The 19,822-nt window shown below is 44.8% G+C and carries 12 protein-coding genes; 3 read left to right on the top strand and 9 right to left on the bottom strand.

Annotation, left to right across the window (positions count from 1 at the left end; translation table 11 throughout):
- The first annotated feature begins 152 nt into the window (after nt 1-152).
- The 3 genes from BUC20_RS20235 (at nt 153) to BUC20_RS20225 (ending at nt 3,836) form a co-directional block, all read left to right on the top strand.
- Nucleotides 153-1,319, top strand: a complete 1,167-nt coding sequence (locus tag BUC20_RS20235; protein ID WP_073232907.1) for a mandelate racemase/muconate lactonizing enzyme family protein — start codon at nt 153-155, stop codon at nt 1,317-1,319.
- A gap of 31 nt (nt 1,320-1,350) precedes the next feature.
- Nucleotides 1,351-2,136, top strand: a complete 786-nt coding sequence (locus tag BUC20_RS20230; RefSeq protein WP_073232906.1) for an SDR family NAD(P)-dependent oxidoreductase — start codon at nt 1,351-1,353, stop codon at nt 2,134-2,136.
- A gap of 128 nt (nt 2,137-2,264) precedes the next feature.
- Complete coding sequence (locus BUC20_RS20225; protein WP_073232905.1) at nt 2,265-3,836, top strand: discoidin domain-containing protein; 1,572 nt, start codon at nt 2,265-2,267, stop codon at nt 3,834-3,836.
- 63 nt (nt 3,837-3,899) lie between these two features.
- Here BUC20_RS20225 and dctA read toward each other — a convergent pair whose 3' ends face one another.
- The 9 genes from dctA to BUC20_RS20175 all read right to left on the bottom strand — a co-directional run bounded on the left by dctA (nt 3,900) and on the right by BUC20_RS20175 (nt 19,730).
- Nucleotides 3,900-5,156, bottom strand: a complete 1,257-nt coding sequence (dctA, locus tag BUC20_RS20220) for a C4-dicarboxylate transporter DctA (protein WP_073232904.1) — start codon at nt 5,154-5,156, stop codon at nt 3,900-3,902.
- A gap of 86 nt (nt 5,157-5,242) precedes the next feature.
- On the bottom strand, nt 5,243-7,744 hold the full coding sequence (locus BUC20_RS20215) for a PIG-L family deacetylase (RefSeq protein WP_073232903.1): 2,502 nt from the start codon (nt 7,742-7,744) through the stop codon (nt 5,243-5,245).
- 6 nt (nt 7,745-7,750) lie between these two features.
- Complete coding sequence (locus BUC20_RS20210; protein WP_073232902.1) at nt 7,751-9,130, bottom strand: RagB/SusD family nutrient uptake outer membrane protein; 1,380 nt, start codon at nt 9,128-9,130, stop codon at nt 7,751-7,753.
- 26 nt (nt 9,131-9,156) lie between these two features.
- The gene (locus BUC20_RS20205; protein WP_073232901.1) at nt 9,157-12,750 is read right to left on the bottom strand and encodes a SusC/RagA family TonB-linked outer membrane protein; all 3,594 of its coding nucleotides are present in this window, start codon (nt 12,748-12,750) and stop codon (nt 9,157-9,159) included.
- A 29-nt stretch (nt 12,751-12,779) separates the two neighbouring features.
- Nucleotides 12,780-13,643 carry a FecR family protein gene (locus BUC20_RS20200; protein WP_073232900.1) on the bottom strand — a complete coding sequence of 288 codons (864 nt, stop codon included), beginning with the start codon at nt 13,641-13,643 and terminating at the stop codon, nt 12,780-12,782.
- 76 nt (nt 13,644-13,719) lie between these two features.
- Nucleotides 13,720-16,365, bottom strand: a complete 2,646-nt coding sequence (locus BUC20_RS20195) for an exo-rhamnogalacturonan lyase family protein (RefSeq protein WP_073232899.1) — start codon at nt 16,363-16,365, stop codon at nt 13,720-13,722.
- 618 nt (nt 16,366-16,983) lie between these two features.
- The gene (locus BUC20_RS20185; RefSeq protein ID WP_073232897.1) at nt 16,984-17,832 is read right to left on the bottom strand and encodes an ROK family protein; all 849 of its coding nucleotides are present in this window, start codon (nt 17,830-17,832) and stop codon (nt 16,984-16,986) included.
- On the bottom strand, nt 17,825-19,093 hold the full coding sequence (locus BUC20_RS20180; protein WP_073232896.1) for an MFS transporter: 1,269 nt from the start codon (nt 19,091-19,093) through the stop codon (nt 17,825-17,827). Before BUC20_RS20180 ends, BUC20_RS20185 begins: the two co-directional genes overlap by 8 nt.
- 76 nt (nt 19,094-19,169) lie before the next feature.
- Nucleotides 19,170-19,730 (bottom strand): RNA polymerase sigma factor, encoded by a 561-nt coding sequence (locus tag BUC20_RS20175; protein WP_073232895.1) that lies wholly within the window; start codon nt 19,728-19,730, stop codon nt 19,170-19,172.
- Nucleotides 19,731-19,822: the final 92 nt, after the last annotated feature.

Below are 19,822 nucleotides of genomic sequence, written 5' to 3'. Positions count from 1 at the left end.
AGTTTACGAGCTCTTGAGTACCATTGAAAATCAATAAATAACTCGAAAAAAACAAATATACACTGATGAAACCATCATAAGCATACCGCTTACAAACAGCAATGAATATGCTTATGATCGCTTCATAACCGATAAAAAACAAATATACACTGATGAAAATCACTGAGGTAAAAGTCTGGCTGGTAGAAGGGGTTAAATACAACTGGACCTTATTAAAGATATATACGGATACGGGGCATACCGGGGTTGGAGAGGCTACAAACTGGCCTGGTAGTCCGATTGTATACCATGCGGCCAAACATGTTGGGGAAAGGATCATTGGTCTGGACCCGATGAAAACAGATTTCATCTGGACAAAGCTCTACCGTGACCTGAACTGGATGGGGCCTTATGGCGCAAGCTTATGTGCCATTAGTGGGATTGATATGGCTTTGCTGGATTTGAAAGCGAAAGTTTTGGGAACACCATGTTATGAGCTTCTTGGTGGTGCTTTCCGGAAGGATATTTTGCTTTACGCCAATTATTGGTTTACCGGTGGGGGACACAATGAAGCGGATTATGCGGCACAGGCGATAAAGGTAAAAGAAGCAGGTTTTACAGGCTTGAAATTCGATCCCTTTGCCCATACGAATTACCTGTATGGGGAAGACCTTTCTTCCAATCTGACACTTACCGCGCAACAACAAGATTTGGCCTTCAATGTGAGCAAAGCTGTACGTGATGCGGTAGGGCCTGATTTTGACATCATGATTGAAACCCATGCCATGTTAAATTACCGGGTTGCCGTAAAAATGGCCCAGCGCTTATCGGCACTGGATATCACCTGGTACGAAGAACCTGCAGGGCCCGAAAGTGCGGATAACCTCCGCGCGATGAGGGAAAGGATTCCCTCCAATGTTTCGATCTGTGTGGGGGAAAGGCACTATACCAGACATGGCATCAGGCCTGTTCTTGAGCAGAACATCTGTGACATCATGATGCCCGATATCACCCGTTGCGGTGGTCCTTCAGAGATGAAGCGGATGGCCACGATGATGGAGACTTATAATGTTTTGCTGGCACCTCATAACCCGAACGGTCCCTTGTCTACCCTGGCAAGTGCACATGTCTGTGCTTCGGTCCCTAACTTTTTCAGACAGGAGTTCATGTTTAACGATGTCCCCTGGAGGGATACCGTCATTACTCATCCGATCGGAGAGATGATCAGCAATGGTCATTTACAGCTGTCTGACCGGCCCGGGCTGGGGGTAGACCTTGTAGAAGAAGAAATGGAAAAACATCCGGGGATATTGGTTCCAAGACCTGGTTTTTACGTTTAAAACAGGATCTTAGGTTTAAAAAAAGATAAGCATGGCTTTGCAGATTGATTTAAAAGGAAAGAATGCCCTCGTTACCGGAGTCAGTTCGGGGATCGGTTTGGGCGTAGCAAAAATGCTGGCCAGAGCAGGATGCCGGGTTACCGGTTGTGCACTGGCCGAAGCTGATCACGCAGCTGTTTCGTTATTTCTTGAAACCCTGAAAAAAGAAGGAACCGAAGGCCATTATATCCAGGCAGATGTCAGGAAGCCGGAAGAACTGGAGCAGCTGGTTGCTCAGACCACAAAAACAGGAGGGATAGACATTCTGGTTTCCAATGCAGGGAAAAACTTTTTTGAAGGTGCTGCGGAATGCGGGGAAGAGGAATGGCAGGAGAATATGGACCTGAACCTGACTGCACACTGGAGGCTTGCTAAATTATGCAGGCCATATCTTGAGCAAAGCAAGGGAATGATCATCATCATGACCTCCAATCATGCCTATCATACAATACCAGGCTGTTTCCCTTATAATGTAGCTAAAACCGCGTTAACGGGCCTGGTAAATAGCCTGACGATAGAATGGGGGCCTGCAATCCGGTGTGTAGGCATTGCACCAGGATTTATTGATACTCCGGGCAATCAGGATTGGTTCAACTCTTTTGATGAGCCTGAACTGGAACGACAAAGAACAATTGACCTTCATCCGGTAAAAAGACTGGGAACACCGGAAGAAATTGGTGGATGGTGTGTTTTTCTGGCCAGTGAATATGCTGCTTTTGCTTCCGGGACAACTTACCTTATCGATGGGGGAAGAAATGCGCTGATGCAGGACCATTAGCAAGAATGGCAATATCGTGTCAGCATTGGACACTCCAAGTAAAGTGATCATTATCAGGGAGGTTTATATTCGTTTATTCTTTCTAACCAGGAGAATAATTACCAATAATCAACCTAAACAAACCTTGTATGAACAAACAGACCTGCCTGCTGCTTTTATTAGTGGCTTTTTTATTCGCTTGTAAAAAAAGCGATGTTCCCGGAGTACCTACGGAAGAAGTTCCGGTAGATACAGGATACCACTATAAATCTGATTATGCCTACAACCTGAATGTGGTTTATTTCATCGCTTCCGATAAGACTGCGAATGACGATTACCACCGCAGGATTAGTGAATTGATGCTCCAGGGACAGGATTTTTATGGAAAATGGATGAAGCACTGGGGATTTGGAGATAAAAGCTTTGGCTTGCTTAAAGATGCAGCTAAGAAAAGAATTAAGATCGTTGAAATCAAAGGGAAACTGGATCAGTCTAATTATTCCTATGATAGCGGGGCAGGAAATGTGCTCAAAGAAATAGACGAATATTTTGCTGCCCATCCGGGCGAAAAGACGAGTGGACATACCCTGATTATCATGTGTGTGAAAGACATTCAGGCCGATAAAGCTCCTTTTTATGGATTGGGACGTAATTGTTTTGCGCTGGATTATCCCGGAATGGACATTAAAGACCTGGGAACGACAGGGCCGGCAGGAGCTGCTGCCACCGGCTGGATCGGGGGATTGATGCATGAGCTGGGGCATGGCCTGAACTTACCTCATAATGGAGGTCAGAAATCGGAAAATGCACAATTTGGAACCTCGCTGATGGGAGCCGGAAACTCGAGTTATGGGAAATCGCCTACTTACCTGACTAAAGCCGATTGTGCCATCTTAAACAACAATCAGGTTTTTAGTAAAGTCACGAGGACAGATTGGTATGCGGACTTTACTCCGGTCATCACCCGTTTGAATGCTAAATATGAATCTGGAAATATTGTGGTTTCCGGGCGTTTTTCCGGAGGGGGAACGGTAAATTACATTAACTTTTATAACGATGGCAATAAAAACGGAATAGGTGGAAATAAGGACTATGATGCGGTTCAATGGGCAACGCAAAAGATCGGTGTAGATAGCTTTTACGTAAGTATGCCTTTGACTGAATTCAGTAATACGGAAGATTATCCATACGAGCTAAGAATCATGTTCTGCGACCAAAACGGCAGCTGGCTGAATGTTCCTTATCCTTATGAAATAAAGAATGGAAATCCGGTTATTGATTTCGGGGATAAAAATGAATACAGTAAAACAAACTGGCAGGTTACTGAGTTTAGTTCTGAAGAGACAGTAGAGGAAGATGGAAAAGTATCCAATATTCTGGATAAAAACAGTAGCACTGCATGGGTAACCCGCTGGAATACAAATGCGCCAACCTTCCCGCATCACTTTGTGGTGAATATGGGCCAGGCACTTGCAGCAGATGGATTTACCTTTACCCAGCGTGGAGGAAGCAGCAAAATAAAAGATATGCAGATCCTGACCAGCACCGATAATGTCAGTTGGACTGTTCTTGGAAACTATGTGTTAAAGGATGTAGGAGGTCCGCAGGTGATTTATCTGCCTGCTCAAAAGACCTTTAAATATTTTAAAGTGATCGTCACTTCTGCTACTGATGGTCGTCAGTATGCCTCTCTTGCAGAAGTCGGCGTATTTAGAAATTAACCTGGGTTAGGTTAATACCCCGTTGGGGAATTTGCAGGTGCGTTTGGTCACGCACCTGCTTTTTTAAAATACAGGCTCCTGTGCTACTTTAGGATTGATGGCCAACTGGTATTTTTCCTCATCAAACTCTTTTTCGCTTTTGGCAATGACAACAACTGCAATTCCATTCCCTATCAGGTTGGTGATAGAGCGGGCTTCAGACATGAAACGGTCTACTCCTAAAAGTATGGTTACATTTTCAATAGGCATGATCTTTAAGGAGACCAGGGTGGAACTGAGTACAATAAAACCACTGCCTGTTACTCCGGCAGCACCTTTGGAAGTGACCATCAAAACCCCCATTGCACTCAGCTGTTCTGCAACACTGAGTTCTATTTTAAAAACCTGGGTTAAAAAGATCAGGGCTATGGACAGGTAGATTGCGGTTCCATCCAGGTTGAAAGAATATCCGGTAGGAATGACGAGCCCTACCACCGATTTTGAGCAGCCAAAACGCTCCATCTTCTGGATCATGCTTGGCAATGCTGATTCTGAAGAAGAGGTTCCCAGCACCACCAGGATCTCCTGCCGGATGTATTTCAGGTATTGCCATAAACTGAATTTATAGAGGTAACAAATGAAATTCAGGATCACAAATATAAAAATGAGACAGGTGATATAGACCACCAGCATGATCTTTCCCATAGGAATCAGGGTAGCCAATCCATATTTTCCGATGGTGAATGCCATTCCTCCAAAAGCACCCAGGGGGGCGAGTTTCATCACAAATTTCATCATGTTAAAAATCACCTGTGAGAGGTTTTCAAAAGCGACAATCGTGTGTCTTCCTGCAGATCCCATTTTGCTCAGGGCAAAACCGAAAAGTATGGCAAAGAAAAGGATCTGGAGGATATTGCCATTGGCAAAGGATTCAAATATGTTTGGAGAAACGATATCGCTGATAAACTCCGGCCAGTTCGTGTCTTTTGTGGCGCTGAGGTTACTGGGATTTTTGCTGAGCTTAGGGACCACTCCATCTCCCGGCCGGATGAAATTGGCAGTCAGCAATCCGATAAAGATGGCAACTGTAGTAATGATTTCAAAATAAAGCAATGCCTTGCCACCTACACGGCCTACTTTTTTCATATCCCCCATTTTGGCAATGCCGAGAACAATGGTAAAGAAGATGATCGGTGCAATGAGCATGCTGATCATATTGATAAACGTTTTGCTGATCAGGCGGGCATGATCTGCGAAGGCCGGAAAGAAGACCCCTGCAAGTATGCCTGAGAAAATAGCTACAATGACCTGAAAGGTCAGGTTTTTTGAGATTTTGATCATCTTTAAGGAATGGTTGAAAATGTTAAGAGACAACAACAAGGGTTGTGGTCTCTTAACATGATAAATGACAGCTGATTTGTATCGAACTATTGACCCAGGGAAATCAGGTTTGTGAATAAGCGATAGGCTCCGGGAACACCTGCAGGCAATTGTCTGAACCACGATATTCCGGTATAAACAAAGTTTCCTTTTCCGTATCTGGCTACGAGGATGCTGCTGTTCTTAGGACTTTCGCCTGGATCATTGATCGAGATCAATGCCTGGTATTCTTTGTCCCACTCTGAAGGAAAGTACAATCCCCGTTCCTGTACCCAGCCATCAAAATCCGCTTTGGTGATCTTATTGGGGGTCTGAAACGCAGGATGATCCGGGAGTAAAACACGTACTTCTGCTCCCTCTACCGTTACGCGGTCTGTGGACAGTTTCATTGGAAAGGGGCCCGGATTGGTTTTTAATCCGGAATTGGTATTGTACTGTACGATTACATTTCCACCTTTCTTTACATAGTTCATCAGGTGATCATGGTAGAAATTAATGCGGTCAAGGGTGTTGTATGCCCTTACACCAACAATGATGGTATTGTATTTCTGCAGGTTTTCCTGGTTCACATCTGCATCTTTCAGCAAGGTGACTTCGTATCCGATCTGTTGGAGGGAGCGTGGAACTTCATCACCGGCACCCATCAGATAGCCGATCCGCTTTCCTTTAATGTTCAGGTCCAGTTTAACTGCTTTAGCAGCAGCGAGCGGAAACAAAACCTGCTCAGGGATGTGCTGATAACTGATGAAACTGATGCCTTTATTATAGGTCTGATTGTCCAGGCTAACGATTGCCTGTATATCTGCAATGTCTGCATGTTCCGGAGGGGATACTTCAAACTGTATCGTTTCTTCGGCTTTGTCCTTCTCAATCTGAAAGGAGGCACTTGCTGGTTCAACTTTCCATCCTTCAGGTAATTTAAGGGATACTGAACCTTTGATGTTTGCCTTTCCTGCCCTTACAAAAACGCTGACCTGTTTTGGGCGCTGGTCATTAAACATGTATACATGCTCTGCAATATTGGCATAAACCGGAGGGCTTACGGATAAGGGCTGATAAAGTTCCCCGTTTACAGGATCATTGTGTTTGTACACGACAGGAACGGTATACTGAAAGGCTTGCCCGCCAATGTTCAGGTTCAGTCTGACCTCTGCCGCAGGATTGTTCTCCGGCAGGCCGACATCGGTTTGTTTCTTAATGTCAAACATGCCCAGGGTATCCGATTTCTGCAACCAATAAGGTTGAGAGAACGCAAGATTACCGGGAACGGTCAGGGTTTTCTGATATCTTTTTCCTGCTGAATTGAGCAGCGGAACGTTCAACACCGAATCTCTGTTCTGATAGGGGAAAAGGATGGAATTTAGCTTTACCGCTATTGCCGACCTGTTGATCAGTTCCATTTGTACATTCAATTTTCCTCCTGGAATCACTGAAAAAGCAGTTGAAGTGGCTTCAAGGTATAGGCCTGTAGCTGCTTTGATGACCTCCTGAAGTTCTTCCAGTTTCCGTTGTTTCCAGTAGGAGTCCGGCAGCTTTTGCAATTCTGTTCTTGCGGTCAGGAGGGAAGGTACAATGGCTGATGGATCGGCAGAATTAAAGGAAGAGATGGCTTTGCCAATTGCTGCTTCCACCTTAGTGCTGTTCGGGACCCTGCTCCAGGTGGTATTGATGTCTTCAAAGAGGTCTTTTTTTGCTGCCGGGCCGAGTGTATGCTCAAAATAGTCAAAGGTACTCCCTCTGCTTCCTGTAGAACCAAAACCCTGACTTTTATGCATGCTGCGGCTTTCTGCAGAGATCTCTCCATAGGATTTTCCCAGCAAAGGATTGAAAACCCCGACATCGACTTTCAACAGGCCTCCGGCAATCTTTTCAAATGCTGCAGGGTCTTTAAAAGCCCATGAACTGATGTTCCATACGAGGCGTTTTGCCTGCCATGGCTGGATATATTTCAGTTGTTCCGGAAAACGTTTGGGATCTGCTGCGGCTACAAAAGCATCTTCTGCCAGAATAGAAGAGGCACTATGTTGACCATGTCCTGCTCTGGAGTCTTTTGGGAAACGGGTGATGATCACATCCGGTTTAAAATTTCTGATCACCCATACCACATCTGCCAGTAGTTTTTCCTTGTCCCAGATGCTGAATACCTCTTCCGGATTTTTCGAGAAACCGAAATCATTGGCCCGGGTGAAATATTGATAACCGCCATCTGTTCTGCGGGCCTGCAGGAGCTCCTGTGTGCGGATGATGCCAAGTTTCTCACGGATTTCAGGACCGATCAGGTTCTGCCCGCCATCGCCACGGGTTAAAGAAAGGTAGCCGGTATGGTAGAGTTTCTGATTCGCCATATAGGCAATCAATGTGGTGTTTTCATCATCAGGATGGGCGGCAAGGTATAAGACATTTCCAAGGATGTTGAGCCGCTTCAGGTCCTGGAATATTTTACCCGGACCTGGTTTAGCCGGTTGTTGTTGTGCCGTTGCGCTGGCCGTTAACAGGAAGAACAAACAGGACAGCAATACTATGGGGTTGAAATGGTGGATTCTTCTCATCGGTTTTTAATTTAAAGGGTTTTGAGTATAAGAGGAATTGATATCCAGCTCGCGCTGAGGGATGAGGAACAACAGTCTTGGTGTTTTTCCCTGAGCTTTCATTACTTCTGCTGCTTTTCCAAAGCGGAGTAAATCTGCCCATCTGTGGTTTTCGAAGGCGAGTTCCACTCTTCTTTCCCGCAGTAGTTTTTCGGAAAAAGTGCCCGGAGTACTGCTGTCTATCCTGCCCAGTCCTGAGCGCTGTCTGACCTCAAAGATGAGGTCGTAGGCCTCCTGACTTTCGCCTAAAGCTTCGGCAAGCATCAGTAAAGCATCGGCATACCTCAACACAATGAAATTATAATCGGCATCCCCTTCATTATAGGCCGTCGTGGTTCCGTATTTCAGAATGAAACGTCCGGCATTTAATGGCCCGTTGATGGGGTTCATTGAAGCGGCAAAGCGTTGGTCATTGGTTTCATAAGCTGCTTGCATTTCTGCTGTAGGCCTGTTTTTATAGGCTCCGGTATTTTGGATCATCAATGGAGAGAAGGCATTGGTAAATGCATTTCCGGTATTGGTACCGCCCCCTTTGAACTGTACCTCAAAAATGGACTCTACATTGTTTTCATTGGCAATGCCCCAGATTTTTGAATAGCTGGTGACCAAAGTATAACCATAATCGTTTTTAACCCTTCTCAGCGGAGCGATGGCCGAAGTTTTATCACCCATGGTCAGGTATATTTTCGCCATCAGCGTTGCTGCCGCCCCTTTGGTTGCCCGGCCAAGGTCCAGTCCGGTATATTTGACAGGAAGGAAGCTTTCTGCCTGTGCAAGATCGGCCACGAGCTGCTTATAGATTTCGCTTGCCGGAAGCTGCGGGTAATCTTTCCCTTCTTCCACCGTAATTTCCTTTAACACGAGGGGGATTCTTCCAAAATTTACAGCGAGGTTATAATAAAATAATGACCTGAGAAATAAGGATTCCCCTTTAATTCTGTTTTTCAGGTTATCGCTCATACTTACCGCATCAATCCTGCTCAGGATAATGTTACACCTGCTGATGCCCACATAAGTATCCAGATAGGCGGTGGTAATGAGTTCGGCTGTGGCTGCATTTTCATTGAAATTATCAATGGCATTCAGGTCTGCACCGAGACCGGTATTATCGGCACCCCCATCGGTATTGTCTGAGCGCATTTCATTCATGATCCAATAGCTCTGGTTGTAAGTACCGTTCATTTGCAATGCCTTGTAAGCTGCATTAACAGCGATGAGCATGTCGTTTTCGGTTTTATAAAAGGCATTTACATTTCTTTGAGAGATGGGATTCAGATCGGTGAAATCTTTACTGCAGGCGCATAACATGCTGGCAGATATGATGATATAGGCTAATTTCTTTTTCATTTTTCTGGTTGTTAGGTTTAGGAACACTACTTAAATGAGGCATTGATACCAAAAGTGAAATTTCTGGATAGGGGGTATGCCCCGTAATCTTCACCCTGTACGCCACTTGCCGTCGATTGGTTGTTCACCTCCGGGTTGTAACCCACATAATCTGTTTTGGTAAAGAGGTTGGTTCCGGAAACATAAAGACGGAAAGAAGAGAAGTATTTTCCCATGATTTTCTCAGGTAGGGTATAGGCCACCGTTACATTCCTCAAGCGGATGTAAGAGGCATTTTCGACCTGATAGGTGGAAGGGCGGTTATTGAACCCATGCAAATCCCCCAACCTGTCTGCACGAGGTGTTTTTCCGTCTCCGGGTTGTTCCGGAGAGATCCACCTGTTGTTTTCAAACGCATAAGAATTGGTATTGGCCTCTCCGTTTCCAAGGTGTCTTCTTGTTAAATTGAGCACTTCAGAGCCTTGTACGCCCTGGATCAGGAAGCTGAGTTCGATCTTTTTGTAACTAAAGCGGTTGGTGATTCCGTAGGTATAATCGGGTTGGTAATTTCCGATGACGGTACGGTCGCTGGCGTCAATGATTCCATCTCCGTTAACATCTTTGAACCTGAAATCTCCGGGCGCTGCTTTAGGCGCCAGTTTATCTTTAGGGGCATTATTGATTTCCTGTTGTGTCTGGTAAATACCCTCCACTACATATCCATAATAACTGCCGATCGGATCACCGATTCTGGTAATGTGACGGATACCCGCACCACCTGAGCTCAGGATCGGATCTCCGGAAGCCCCGAGTTTCAGCACTTTATTTTTATTGGCAGAGAAGTTCATGTCGGTGCTCCAGGTGAAATCCCCAACAAGGTTATGCGTGGTCAATGAAGCTTCAAAGCCTTTGTTTTCTACTTCACCAACATTTCTCAGTGGGTTTGTATTTCCATAACCCACGATTGCAGGCACCTGAACATTTAACAAAAGGTCTGAGGTCAGTTTGTTGTACCAGTCGAAAGAGGCGAAGATGCGGTTGTTGAAAAGGCTCATGTCCAGCCCGATATCTACCTGTCTGTTTTTCTCCCAGGTCAGGCTTGGATTGCTTGGTGTAGATGGCGCAACGCCATTGGTCACTACATTGCCAAACACATAATTATAAGGATTTAACAATCCGATGGAAGCATAGTTGGGAATCAGGAAGTTTCCTGTCTTACCCCAGCTGCCCCTTATTTTAAAATCATTGATGAATTTCAGGCCTTTCATGAAAGCCTCGTCCGACAATCTCCATCCGGCTGAGAAGGAAGGGAAATAGCCCACTTTATTTCCTTCTCCAAACCTCGAAGCACGATCCGAACGGATGGTAGCCGTCAGTAAATAGCGGTCCATAAAGGCATAGTTTACACGACCCAGATAGGAAACCAGCGACCATTCTTCTTCTGTTGCTGTTCCTCCCGTTACCTGTCCGCCGCTTACGGTCTGTACCAGGTCGTCAGGGAAATTCTCTGCCTGAACCTGATTGTTTCTGATTTTGTTTTTCTGGGCGGTATATCCTGCTACTGCAGACAGGCTATGGCGGCCAAATACTTTATTGTAGGAAAGGGTGTTTTCGGCCAGCCAATTGGTTTCCAATGAAGAGTTGGATTGCCCATAAGGGACACCTACCGTTGCTGCGCGATCCAGAAAGGCTTTTTCCCGGTAATATTTTCTGTTGTAGTTGTTGATGTCGGTACCGAGCATCAGCTTATATTTCAGTCCTTCAAAAATGCTGTATTCTGCATAGGCATTGGCAAAGGTCCTGAATTGGGAGAGGTCATCATGGATGTGTTTCACTACCGCCAAAGGGTTGCTTGATGCGGTCATGTTCGTTCCTGTTCCATTTTCCGTGTTCAGGTGACTTTGGTTATTGGTCTGGTTGATGCTGCCGTCGGGTAGGTAAGGCCTCACCGTTGGGGAATTTACCAATGCCGTATATACTGCTCCCGGAGGGTCTGCGAAATAAGGGGCACTGGTAGATCCTTTTGCCTGGTCGGTAAAGGAAGGATTGATATTGGCCCCCACACGAAGGTTTTTAACGGGATCAGATTCTATATTGATGCGGAAACTGTATCGCTTGAAACCTGTTTTATCGATGATTCCATTTTGATTGTAATAATTTCCGGAGATGTAATATCCCAGTTTTTCGGCACCGCCGGAAAGGGACAGGTTATAGGTTTGTATGCTGGAATTCCTGAATAAAATGTCCTGCCAATCGGTATCTGTTCCGGTAGGATTGGAAAAGTCGGAGGGAATATAATAGCTGGTATTGGTACTCCTGGTATACCTTACGGAATTGGGGTCATTGATGTTGGCATTGGGGAAATCCTGGATATAGGCATTGTTTTTTGCATCCAGCACGTAGCGGGTCAGCTCGGCAGAATTCATCAGGTCTACTTTGTTTGCTAAAGTCTGCACTCCATAATAGGAGTCAAAGCTAACGGTGGAGGTACCATCTCTCTTTCCTTTCTTTGTGGTGATGATGATGACCCCATTGGAGCCTCTTGATCCATAAATTGCTGCTGCTGCTGCATCCTTTAGTACTTCAACGGATTGAATGTCTCCCGGACTGATGGTCCCCAGTGGATTGGCTGGGGCAGGGCGGAAGGCAACTGTTCTTTTGGAAACATCTCCCTGGGTTGCGGACTCCACGTTTTTGGATACCGGGAAACCATCCACGACATACAAAGGTTCATTTCCTGCGGAGATCGATCCGATTCCCCTCACGCGGATGGTGGTGGCGGCACCGGGTTCCCCGCTGGGTTCCTGTACCTGTACACCTGCAATTTGTCCCTGGATGGCATTTTCAAAGCTCGTTACGGGAATATCCTTGATGTTTTTTGCGGAGATGGAGGCAATAGATCCGGTCAGGTTTTTCTTCTGTTGCGTACCATAACCGACTCCTACAACCACCACCTCATTTAGTTTCTGCTGATCGGGCAGGAGCTGCACATTCAATACCGGGTTTCCGGTAATGGGCACTTCCCTCGTGACATAACTGATGTACGAGAAAACAAGCGTTCCTTTTTCAGGGACACGGATGGAATATTTTCCATTCCCATCGGTGCTGCTGCTTGTTGTGGCTCCTTTCAGCTTAATGGAAACTCCCGGAAGGACCTCTCCGTTACTTCCATCGGTCACCATTCCTGAGACCGTGATCAGCCTGGCCGGCTGAAGCTGGTTGGTTTGGTTTTCTGTGGCCGGTTCGTTGTTGTCTTTTTCTTTTGGGCCGGTCGTTCCCGTGTTTTCTGTTGTTTTTGACTCTTTGAAATTGATCACATAAAACTGTTCTGCGATCTTTTTATAATTGATGTTTACCGGCGTCAACATATTTGTCAATACCGTTTCTATGGTCTCTTTACCTGGGTTCTCCTGTACATATACCCTGACTTTTTCTGCCAGTTTACTGTCAAACATGATCGACACTTTATGGCTTTGCTCGAGTTCTTTAAGGGCCTCTTTTAAAGGCTTAAACTGTCGGGCAGCCGGTCTGGATACCCCATGATTGGCAGTCGGGAGTAGGGCATAAGACTGGGCACGACTAAATACCAGTGATGAGCTAAGTATCAGGAAGATAAGTAGCAGGTGTAGAATTCTTACCATAGTGTTTGAATTTGGTTAATGATAAATATTTAGTTGATAGTGGCGGTTGTGGTGGTAACGATAAGCGTGTCTCCTTTTTTAATGAAATTGATGTTAAATATTTCTGAAAGTCCTTTGATGAGGATGTCTATGTTTTTTGTTGGTGCAGATCCGGACACACTTTTGTTCAGCAGGCTGGGATCCTGAACTTCTATGTGAAGTCCGTAGGTATCTTTTAGGGTTTTTAATACTTCTTTAAGCGTGGTTTTTTCAAAGACCAGGCGGGACGATTTCCAGGAAGAGTACACTGCCGGATCTACTTTACGTTTGGTATAGGCCTGAGCTTTGCTTTGGTACTCTACCAGATCCCCTGGTTTCATTTGGATTACCCCGCTTTTTTCATCTTTCATACGATCCATATGAAAATCTATTTTTCCGGAATTCAGCACGACTCTGGTTTCATTGTTTCTTTTGGAAATGTTGAACTCTGTTCCCAGGACCTCTACCGAAAGGCTGTCGGCCATTCTCACAAAGAACTTCTGATTGGAATGGGTATGTTTTACCGAGAAGTAGGCTTCTCCATCCACTTTCACTTCCCTGTCGCCCTTACCAGACCAGTTTTTCTGATAACTCAGCTTACTGTTTCCGTTCAGGAAAACAACTGAGCTATCGGGCAGAACGATCCTTGCGGTTTCGCCATATTTGGTGACGTACTGCAGTTCGCCATTTTGCTGAGTCATGAACCATAAGCCTATGGTCGTGGCCAGAATAAGGATGGCTGCGGCAGCCAGTTTTCTGTTAAACCAGGGTTTGAGTTTTATGGTTGCCGGCTGATCTTCTCCGAGCATAGGCTCCAGTTTTTCCCAGGCGGCATCGATTCGTTCGAGGTCATTGTTGAATACTTTCTTTTTCATGTTTTCTTTGGGGGATGAATGGTGTTTGTTTTTAAGCTAAGACGTTGAGGTTTAAGTTTTGTACTGTAAATTTTTATTATTTTTTAGCTGTTTTTTTCTGATCTTCATTTCTTAGCCAGTAGAGCAGGTAAGGGACATTGTAGGCATGTGTCCAACCGAAAACGCGAAGGGCATTTCTGACATCCCATTCTGCATATTCCTTTTCCGGATCCTGCGGAAGGTGACTCACTTTCAGTAAGGTCTCTGCCAGTTGTTTCTGGGTTGCTGAGTCATCAAATTTTATAGGGGAAGCTTCTGTTTTTAATACTTCTGCACGTTCCAGCGCTTTATTCAGATAGGTTTTATCTTTGGTAAATTCATAGCCCAGCAATAAGCTGTGAATGGAAGAAAGATAGGATTCCATAAAGTAAGAAACCGGTTCATTGTCTCTTACCGAACGGGCATGTCTGATCAGTGCTGCTTTTACATTTTCATCGCCTGAAATCTGATAATATTTTCTCAGTCCCTGGGAAGCATAGACCTGGGAATAACCGTAGCGGTCAATAACCAGGCTGTTATTTTGTTCTGTACTGTTTTGCAGGTATAACATGTGTTTTACCCGGTCCTGCAGATCGGTCAGGTATTTTTCCTCTTTGGTGGCATCATATACTTCGGTCATGTTCCATACCGAGAGGTACAACCTGCGGCCCATAAGGTCATGGTCTCCCCAGATGCGCTTGATGTAAGTATCGGCCGTCTGACGGGCAATGTCCAGGCCGCGGTGATCGGCTGCCAGGAAATAGTCGGCCAGCCATCCCTGAACCCAGACGTGGGCACTCAGAACAGCGGTCCAGTGCTGGTCGCCATGTCTTTTTCCGATACCCAGGTAGGGGCTGGTGGAGTCTGGCATTTCTTTGTGCTGAAGGTAGTCCAGCACGGGATTGGTATCTCCATAATAGACCGGTTTTTTGGGCCAGTGGATATTATCTACATCCATGGTATGTCTGCTCGTGGCCTGGGCGGCATTGAAGTATTTTGCTTCACCGGTTCTCATGAAATGCATCCATAACATATAATCCTGTGCGGGTTCATTATTGGCCCACATTTCCCATTTGTTGTTGATGTAGTAATTTTTATAATCGCCAAATTCAAACATACCATACCATGGTGCCCAGTTTTGGTTGAAGAGTACCCAGTCGTATTTATAGTCCATCCCGCGTTCATACTCCGGAAAGTCGTTGCCCTTAGGGGAGAAGGAGCCGAATACTTTAGAATTGGCATAGGTTTCCGGACTGGCATGTGCTACTGCGGGATCAAGGATATAGTTTAAGGATTGTTGTACCGAGGCAGTACTTGCGGAAGCTTCGTGGAAGTAATACACCAGTTCACTTGTTTTTGCCAGGCCCTGTGCAAAATTACCAAGGATGCCATCATCCGGTGCATTGCTGTCTCTGGCAAAGCTCATTGGCCCGGCCTGGGGCGACCAGAGATAAGCTGTGGCGGTTTGTGTGGCACCCAGAACCTGGAGTTCTTTTGGATACTCTTCGAAGAAGTACCTGATACCGATCCCGATTCCCCATTTTTTGTCGCTGATGTCCATCCATCCGCTTGCCTTTGCGGTTTTTAACTGTTCTTTTTTATCTGTAGAGAGGCTTGCCGAGAAACCTTCTATTCTTGTCGTTTGTGAGGATTCAGGTACGGGAGCCACTTTATTTGGTTTTGGCCCGGTCTGAAACAGAGAAGTGTTTTTCGTTCCCTGTTCTGTAAATTCATAGATCTTTTCTTTTGGGTTTTCCCACCATTTCCCGTCTTTGTAACCCACTTTATAAGAAATCGCTCCGTTTAGTTTATAGTTCAGTGAGAAGCCGGTGCCAGCAATCTGGTCGTTAGGTTTACTCCATCCTTTATCATTACTTTCCTCTTCCGAAACAATGTCTTTGCTCTGTGTTGCAATTCTGGCGTGTTCTCCTTTTTGCACCTGGTGCTGATCTGGCACCCCTGTATAGGTGAGTGTATGTAATACTTTTACATAAGATTTTCCGGCATAGACATGGATCCTGAGTACAAAAGGAGCGGCATTGTTGTCTTTTCTGGAATACAGGTATTCTCCTTCCAGACGGATGATGCCATGGAGGGGGCCGGAGCCTTTTTCAATGACACTTCTGGTGATGATGGCTTTAGAGGGATCGAGTCCTTCCTGATCGAGAAGATCCAGAAAAGAACCCCTGTCTTTATCACCCTGTGCGATGATGTCTTTATCGTCAAAGCCATTTTTATCGGTATCTAACCTGACTACTTCAAAAAAGCCACCTTTGTCTTTTTTGATTTTGAAGTTCAGTGGGCCGGTGCTTACTTCGGTATAACTGCCCATGGGCTGAACGTTCCGGATGATGACGCGGTCGCCTTTAAAATCTTCTCTTTTCACGTCTTTCCCATATTCCAGCATATAGCTGTCGTCTGCATCGGCAAAGAAAAATACCCAGATCCATTTGATGCTGTTGTTTAAGGGCATCCAATTGTTCACTTCTGTAATCTGAGAAGGGATTTCTTTACCTTTTTTGTTCAGCAAGCGCACCTGGTCGGGGGAGTACAGTGCACCATTAGGAATGGGAATCCCTAAAGTGATGGGCGCTCCCTGGACATGCTTTTCAACCTTAATGGGGACATATTCTACCGCAATAGCTTCTGAATAGGAAATCATACATAGGAACAAGACAAGAAGGAGTAGGTTTAGCTTTTTCATCTTTTGAAAGGTTGGTTTCTATCTAAGACGGGCTGAGTTTAATTTTGTACTCCTTTTATGGCGAGATATTTATTTTTTTATTGAAATATAACATTAGCGAAATTAAAACACTTAGTTGAAGCTGCTAAGCATTTATTATATTATTCTATTAAAGTACGAGGTTTTTCTTTTGTAAATTTTAGCGTTAATGGCAGGTCAGAAAGAGTGGTTTTGACCCTTGTTGATACCAATAATCCAAATTTAAATATCATAGTTGAATACCATTATTTATCAACAAACAGATATGAAGTAACCTTAATCACAGCACTCAGAAAAGATGCTTTTCATTTTAGTGACGGTCAATACCAGGTTGAAATACAGGATGACGATGCATCTACACTTTATAAAAAAGAAAGGGGGAAAATCAGAAGAATTGATGACTATTTATAAGTTTACATTTAAAGGCTATTTTTGTTGTTGTTTTATATTTTTTATAATTTATTTTTAATAAAGAAAATTTAGGCTTGCATTTGTGTTAGTATTTGAGGCAGGATAATACTCTGGACAGCTTTAAAAAGCAGGACAAAATTCTGGTCAGCCTCGCAAAACAATAAAGCCCCATTTGGGGCTTTATTGTTTTTAGCTTTTTGCAAGACATAATGCTGCGGCACCTAAGATCGCAATATTGTCTTTTTCAGAGGCTTCGATCCTGATGTTTTCTATAACAGGTTTGTAAGGGAAATCGGCTAAATGTTCCCATAGACTTGCTTTAAAAAAGGAAAAAGCTTTGCTTACTGAGCCTCCCAGAACGATGACTTCCGGATCTACCGCGTATAGAATTGATTTTATGAGCCAGCTCAGGTGTATTCCATATTCCTGAAAAGCCTGTAAGGCAATGGGTTCATGCTGTACTGCGCTACGGTAAGCTTCTTCCCCTGTGATCTGATAGAAATGGCTAAAGAAATTGCCGCTGCAATAAAATTCATAGTTGTGTTGAAGGTAGGGGATCATTCCGAACTCTCCGGCACCGCAGTTACGGCCTTCATAAAGCTGTCCGTTACAGATCAGGCCTGCTGCAACTCCTGTTCCGAGGATGAGTCCGCTGAGGTTTGCTGTTCCTTGTCCCTTGCCGAAATGCCATTCTGCCATAGCAAAGCAGTTTGCATCGTTGTTCAGGTAAACGGGGATATGGAAATGTTCTTCTAAAATATGTTTTAAGGGAACCTTTTTCCAGGAAGGGATATTCTGCACATCATAGACCAGTCCTTCTTTGGTATCCAGAATACCGGGTACGCCAATGCCAATTGCTTTTACAGAAGGGTCCATGACCTGTGTAATGGAGGCGATGAGTTCAGCAAGGACTTCTGCTTCGGTTCCTTTGGAGCTGATGCGGCGGCTATCGATTTGAAGGATTTCACTTCCCTTGATCAGCCCGGAGCGTACATTTGTGCCCCCGAGGTCAACACCGATCAGTAATTCTTTATTCATTGTTTGTTGCTTTTTTATTTTTTTTACTGGAGATGGTTTCATTTTGAACGAGTGGTTTGGCCCAGAAGCCTATGTTCAGGATATAAGTCAGCATGATGAACATAAAGATCATTCCTGTTTTCAGAGAGGTCATATCGCCGATCCATCCGATCAGCAGGGGAATCACTGCACCACCACAAATTCCGGTGATCAGGATTCCTGATAAGGCGCCATGGTGTTTATTCATGGAGTTGAGGGCAAGGGATATGATGATGGACCACATCACAGATGCGAAAAAACCAACCATTGGAAAAGCCCAAAGGGCAATTGCTGCCGGGCCAAACAAGGCAAAAGCCAGGCTTAATATGGCGGCTCCGGTAAACAAAATCAGAACTTTACGGCTGTCCATGAACTTTAGGAGCAGGAGTCCCAGTAAGGTGCCAATGGTGAGTAATCCCCAAAACCAGGAAACCGCACTGGCGCCGGCTGTTTTGGGGTCAATCTGATGATAGGTATTTAAAAATTCGGACATCCAGTTGGCTACGCCCTGTTCTAATCCGACATAACAAAATATGGCCAGAAAATAGAAGATAACAGTTGGGTTTTTAAGGAGGGTAGTATTGGTTTCCCAGCCTCCAACTTTCTCCTCTCCTTTCAGTTCTACTTTAGGGATTTTGATCAAAGCAATGACGATGACCATGAGCACCGAGATGATCGCAAAGATCCAGTAAAGCGAAATCCATGGAAGTGCTTTGGGGGTGATGGATTCAAAAAAGCTGATGATTGCACTGGAATCTCCTTCAGGTTTACCAATGTTTAGCACCAGGTAAGAGTAAACCAAAGGACTTAGGAAAGAAGCCAGACCAAAGAAAAACTGGGCGAGTACTGAATTGAAGGCAAAGTGTTCTTCGCCTCCGGCTACCCGGAGCAGGGGATTGATGGCCACCTGGAGCATCGCCATTCCGGCTCCGATAAAAAACAGGGAACACATGTAACTGAAATAGCCTGGTGTAATTACAAAAAGAAGTGCACCCAGGAAAGAAATGAAGAAAGCAGCGCACATGACTTTCTTTTCTCCATATTTTTCTACCAGGATGCCGGAAGGAATGGACATCACCCCATAGGCGATAAAGAAGGCGAAGGGAAGCAGGGCAACGGTGGTGAGGCTTAAAGAAAAGCTCCTGATGATATCCGGTACCAGGGGCCCGATGATATTGGTTAAAAAGGAGATGACAAAGAATGTCAGTAAGATCAGGCCTAATACAAAGTAGTTTCTTTTCATTGCTTATTGCTTTTGTAATTACACAGACGGGGGGATCTGTGTTTTGTACCCGTTTTTTGAAAAATAATTATCAGGGCTATCCTGAACGGGAGGCAATGTTCTTCCGGAGTACTTTAATGGCTTCATGGATGCAATTCCGGATGGCCTGGTATTTTATGGGGAGTACTTCGGCAATCTGTTTATAGGAAAGGCCTTCAAAATAATGGAGCAGGACCACCTGCCGTTGCCGCCGGCTGAGGTGTTGTAAGGCCCGGTGTAAATGGAGGTTACTTTCGGTATGCGTCTGACCTTCGATAATGGTCTCTTCGATGCTGCTTTCTGAGGTCTCTGTGCTGAGGTCGCCAAACTGGTGTTCCTTCCGGAATTTCTTCATGGCATCAAACAAGGTCCGGATGTAAGCCCTGTATAAATAACTTTTAACCGAGCTGACTTCCCCAAGGTTTTCTCTGTTCTTCCAGAGCTTTAAAAATAAATCCTGCAGGCAATCTTCCGCAAGTTCTGTATCCGCAGATGTTTTTACCCCATATCGGTAAAGCAGCATGTAATACTCGTAATATATAGCTTTAAACGCGGTTTTATCGCCGGATTTAAAGCTTTGCCAGAGGGCAGATTCAGAAGTTTTATCATACTTATCCATTATTTACAAGAATTTGAACAATGCGAAAGAATTGTTAATGTATAAATAATATTTTGTAAGTTCCAAATGAGATTTGGAAAACGATGGTTTTG

The organism is Pedobacter caeni (genome assembly GCF_900129215.1).
GTDB lineage: Bacteria > Bacteroidota > Bacteroidia > Sphingobacteriales > Sphingobacteriaceae > Pedobacter > Pedobacter caeni.
The sequence above is the reverse complement of the archived record's forward strand: the minus strand, read 5'-3'. Positions and strand labels throughout refer to the sequence as shown.